Origin of the sequence: Streptomyces alkaliterrae (genome assembly GCF_007097205.2) — a bacterium.
GTDB classification, from domain to species: Bacteria; Actinomycetota; Actinomycetes; order Streptomycetales; family Streptomycetaceae; genus Streptomyces; species Streptomyces alkaliterrae.
In genome coordinates this window covers 1-4,265 of sequence record NZ_VJYK02000391.1, presented here as the reverse complement: position 1 = coordinate 4,265, position 4,265 = coordinate 1, and the positions used below count along the sequence as shown (strand labels likewise).

5 protein-coding genes and 1 pseudogene are annotated in these 4,265 nt (G+C 75.0%); 3 read left to right on the top strand and 3 right to left on the bottom strand.

Annotation, left to right across the window (positions count from 1 at the left end; all coding sequences use genetic code 11):
- The first annotated feature begins 103 nt into the window (after positions 1 to 103).
- The 3 genes from dhaK to FNX44_RS24350 all read left to right on the top strand — a co-directional run bounded on the left by dhaK (position 104) and on the right by FNX44_RS24350 (position 2,157).
- Complete coding sequence (gene dhaK, locus FNX44_RS24360) at positions 104 to 1,096, top strand: dihydroxyacetone kinase subunit DhaK (RefSeq protein WP_143651122.1); 993 nt, start codon at positions 104 to 106, stop codon at positions 1,094 to 1,096.
- A 67-nt stretch (positions 1,097 to 1,163) separates the two neighbouring features.
- Positions 1,164 to 1,736 (top strand): dihydroxyacetone kinase subunit DhaL, encoded by a 573-nt coding sequence (gene dhaL, locus FNX44_RS24355; protein ID WP_143651124.1) that lies wholly within the window; start codon positions 1,164 to 1,166, stop codon positions 1,734 to 1,736.
- Positions 1,729 to 2,157 (top strand): PTS-dependent dihydroxyacetone kinase phosphotransferase subunit DhaM, encoded by a 429-nt coding sequence (locus tag FNX44_RS24350; RefSeq protein ID WP_143651120.1) that lies wholly within the window; start codon positions 1,729 to 1,731, stop codon positions 2,155 to 2,157. Before dhaL ends, FNX44_RS24350 begins: the two co-directional genes overlap by 8 nt.
- Here the strand turns inward: FNX44_RS24350 and FNX44_RS24345 are convergent.
- From FNX44_RS24345 to FNX44_RS24335, 3 genes and pseudogenes are all read right to left on the bottom strand, one after another.
- Positions 2,142 to 2,663, bottom strand: coding sequence for an NUDIX hydrolase (locus FNX44_RS24345; protein ID WP_143651118.1), 522 nt, complete (start codon positions 2,661 to 2,663; stop codon positions 2,142 to 2,144). The two genes, FNX44_RS24350 and FNX44_RS24345, sit on opposite strands and share 16 nt — an antisense overlap.
- 68 nt (positions 2,664 to 2,731) lie before the next feature.
- The gene (locus FNX44_RS24340; RefSeq protein ID WP_181355482.1) at positions 2,732 to 3,514 is read right to left on the bottom strand and encodes a glutamate racemase; all 783 of its coding nucleotides are present in this window, start codon (positions 3,512 to 3,514) and stop codon (positions 2,732 to 2,734) included.
- Between the two features lie 85 nt (positions 3,515 to 3,599).
- A pseudogene (locus FNX44_RS24335) lies at positions 3,600 to 4,265 on the bottom strand (TerD family protein); the annotation flags it as partial.

Sequence of the window (4,265 nt, the reverse complement as noted above, 5' to 3'; positions counted from 1 at the left end):
GGAAGGCGGTACGGGTGGGTATGGGTCCACACTGGGCACAGCGGGCGGCGGTCACCCGCGCCCCGACAGGCGACAGGCGCCGGCGAGCCGACGGGAGACGACGATGAAGCAGCTGATCAACGTGCCGGAGACGGTGGTGGCCGACGCGCTGCGGGGCATGGCCGCCGCGCATCCGGAGCTGACGGTGGACGTGTCGGCCCGCCTGGTGGTGCGCAGGGACGCGCCGGTCGCCGGGAAGGTCGGCCTGGTCTCCGGCGGCGGCAGCGGGCACGAGCCGCTGCACGGCGGCTTCGTCGGGCCGGGCATGCTGGACGCCGCCTGCCCCGGTGAGGTGTTCACCAGTCCGGTGCCGGACCAGATGGTGAAGGCGGCGGCGGCCGTGGACGGCGGCGCGGGCGTGCTTTTTGTGGTGAAGAACTACACCGGCGACGTGCTCAACTTCGACATGGCCGCCGAGCTGGCAGAGGACGAGGGCGTCCAGGTCGCCAAGGTGCTGGTGGCGGACGACGTGGCGGTGGTCGACAGCACCTTCACGGCCGGCCGGCGCGGCACGGGCGGCACCCTGTTCGTGGAGAAGATCGCCGGCGCCGCCGCCGACGAGGGCGCGCCGCTGGACCGGGTCGCCTGGATCGCCCGCAAGGTGGCCGACTCCTGCCGCAGCTTCGGGGTGGCCCTGACCGCCTGCACCACCCCGGCCAAGGGCTCCCCGACATTCGACCTGCCGGACGGCGAACTGGAGTTGGGCATCGGCATCCACGGCGAGCCCGGTCGGGAGCGGCGCGGAATGATGACCGCGCGGGAGATCGCCGACGCGACCGTGGACGCCCTGCTGACCGACCTGCAACCCACCGCCCCCGTGCTGCTGCTGGTCAACGGCATGGGCGGGACACCCCTGTTGGAGCTGTACGGCTTCAACGCCGAGGTGCGTCGGGCGTTGGACGCGCGCGGGGTGGTGGTCGCGCGTACGCTCGTCGGGAACTACGTGACGTCGCTGGACATGGCGGGCGCGTCGGTGACGTTCTGCCAGGCCGACGAGGAGCTGCTGAGGTTGTGGGACGCGCCGGTACGGACCGCGGCACTGCGCTGGGGCGTCTGAGCGGAACGGCTGGGAAAGAACAGGAGTGGGACGAGTGGAGCTGGACACCGGGTTCTTCCTGCGGTGGATGGACGCCTGCGCGCGTGACGTCGACCGGGAGGCGAAGACCCTCACGGAACTGGACGCCGCGATCGGCGACGCCGACCACGGCGACAACATGCGCCGGGGCTTCCAGGCCGTGACGGTGGCGCTGGCCGAGGAGTCACCGGCGACACCGGGCGCGGTGCTCACTCTCGCGGGGCGGACGCTGATCTCCTCGGTCGGCGGAGCTGCAGGACCGCTGTACGGAACGCTGCTGCGCCGGGCGGGCAAGGAGCTCGGGGACGCGCCGAGCACCGATCTGCCGGGTCTGCGCGCCGCGCTGGCGGCCGGGGTGGACGGGGTGGCGCGGCTCGGTGGCGCGGCCGCCGGCGACAAGACGATGCTGGACGCGCTCCTTCCGGCGGTGGACGCGTTGGAGGGCGGGTTGCAGGCCGCCGCGACCGCCGCACGGCAGGGCGCGGTGGACACCCTGCCGCTGCTGGCCCGCAAGGGGCGGGCGAGCTATCTGGGCGAGCGCAGCGTCGGGCACCAGGATCCGGGGGCCGCGTCGTCCGCGCTGCTGGTGGCCGCGCTGGTCGAGGCGGTCGGCGATGAGTGAGGGCGCGAACTCCGGGACGGACCCCGGCCCGGTGGGGCTGGTGCTGGTGTCGCACAGCGCGCAGGTCGCGGAGTCGGTGGCCCGCCTCGCGCGGGATCTGGCGGCCGGTGGCGCGGTGGCTCCGGTCGAGGCGGCAGGCGGCACGGACGACGGCGGGGTGGGCACCAGCTCCGAGCGGGTGGCGGCCGCCGCGCGGCGGGTGGACGGCGGCGCGGGTGTGGTCGTGCTGGCCGATCTGGGCAGCGCGGTGCTGACGGTGCGTGCGCTCCTCGCCGAGGACGAACTACCCTCGGGCACCCGGCTGGCGGACGCGCCGTTCCTGGAGGGCGCGGTGGCGGCGCTGGTGGCGGCGTCGGCCGGGGCGGACGCCGAGGCGGTAGCCGCGGCGGCGGAGGAGGCGTACGGCTACCGCAAGCTCTGAGACGGGTCCGCCGGCGTGCCGGGCGGAGGGTCCGCCGGGGCGAACCAGGTGGGGGCCGTCTCGTCGGCGGCGAGCTTCACCCTCGTGAGGCCGAAGTCCTCCAGCGGCGGCAGCGCGTCGGGGGCGAACCAGCCGACCTCCAGCGACTCGTCGTCGTTGACGCGGGCCCGTCCGCCGACGGCGCGGCAGCGCAGGGTGATGTCGAGGAACTGGCAGACGTCGCCGTTGGGGTAGGTGATCGGCTCCCTGGTCTCCACGAGCACGATCCGCTCGGCCACACACCGCACGGCGGTCTCCTCGTAGACCTCCCGTACCGCGCACTGGGCGGGCTGCTCGCCCGGTTCGGGGATGCCGCCGATGACGGCCCAGCGCCCGGTGTCGCTGCGCCGCCCGAGCAGCACTCGCCCCTCGTCGTCGAAGACGATGGCGGTGACGCCGGGGAGGAAGAGCAGGCCCCGGCCCAGGGCGGCGCCGCGGAGCTCGCGGATGAAGTCGGGGGTCGCCATGGGGTGAGCCTACGGGTCCGCAGGTCGCACGTTCCCCACCCGGGCCGGCGGGCGGCGTGCCGGCGTGGTCAGGCGGGGCTCGGGGCGGCCAGTGCGCGGCCCTCGGCGTAACCGAGGGCGACGGGGGTGAGTTCGGCGGGGCGCCCGCTGTGCAGCACGGTCAGCGAGCCGGCGGGGTGCGCCGGTGAGCGCGGTACGGTGCCGATCCGGCGGAGGGCCTGGGCGGCGACGGCCCGCGCGGAGCCGTACAGCCGCAGCGGCGGCCGCTCCGCGCGCTGCACGGCGGCGCGGATCCGCTCGCCCACCAGTTCGTAGTGGGTGCAGCCGAGGACGACGGCGTGGATGTCCGGCGGGGTGAGGGCGGCCGCCGCGGCGACGGCGGTGTCGATGGCGTCCTCGTCCCCGCGCTCGATGGCGTCGGCGAGCCCGTGGCAGGGGACGCCGGTGACCTCGACGCCGGCGGCGAAGTCGTCGATGAGCCGCTTCTGGTAGGGGCTGCCGGTAGTGGCGGGGGTGGCCCAGACCGCCAGCGGGCCGCCGTCGGCGGCGGCCGGTTTGATCGCGGGTACCGTCCCGACGACCGGGATCGCGGGTTCCAGCTCGGCGCGCAGCGCGGGCAGGGCGTGCACGGAGGCGGTGTTGCAGGCGACGATCAGCGCGTCCGGTCGTTGGGCGGCGGCGGCCCGGGCGCAGGCCAGCGCGTGGGCGGCGATGTCGGCCGGGGTGCGCGGGCCCCACGGCACTCCGTCGGGGTCCGAGGAGAGCACCAGGTGCGCGTCCGGCCGCAGGCGGCGTACGGCGGCGGCGGCGGGCAGCAGGCCGATACCGGAGTCGATGAGCGCGATCTTCACAGCGCTCAGGATACGCGGCGGCGGGCCGGCGCCCTCGGGGTGCGCCGGCCCGCCGGCCTCGTCGGACGGGTGGAGGCCGTGCGGGCTACTTGCGGCCGGGGGTCCACTGGAGACCCCAGCCGTAGGCGTAGTCCAGGGTGCGCTGCGGGCTCACGCCGCGTTCGGGCACCAGGTAGCGCGCCTCCCGCTGGACGACCAGCTCGCCGCCCTGGTTGGTCAGCAGGGCCAGCGCGCACACCGGGGAGGGCACGTCGCACTCGTCGAGGAAGAACTCCACGGGCGCGCCGAACTGCGGCTGCAGCGTGACGGTGGCGTTGAGACCGGCGAAGGAGCGGGCGCCGTCGTAGATGGTGACGAAGACGAGGATGCGGCGGAAGTCCTGGACGCGGTCGAGGTTGATGCTCAGGTTCTCGCCGCTGGCGGAGGCGCCGGTCCGGTCGTCGCCGTCGAGGTGGATGTAGGGCGGCTGGTGGAGCGCGCCGAAGGTGTTGCCGATGGCCTGGACGACACCCTTGCGGCCGTCCGCCAGCTCGAACAGCGCGCCGAGGTCCAGGTCGAGGTCGGCGTGTTGGGCGAGGGCCCGGCCGAGCTTCTGCCCCCAGCCCTTGAACTGCTTGCGCACCTCCCAGTTGAGGTTGACGCGAAGGGTGCCGCTGGTGCCGCCCTGCTTGGTGAGCGACACCGCGGGGGCCTCCTTGGTCAGCGTGACCTTGCTGAGGCTGACCGGGGCGGGCGCGGGTGCCTGCGGCGG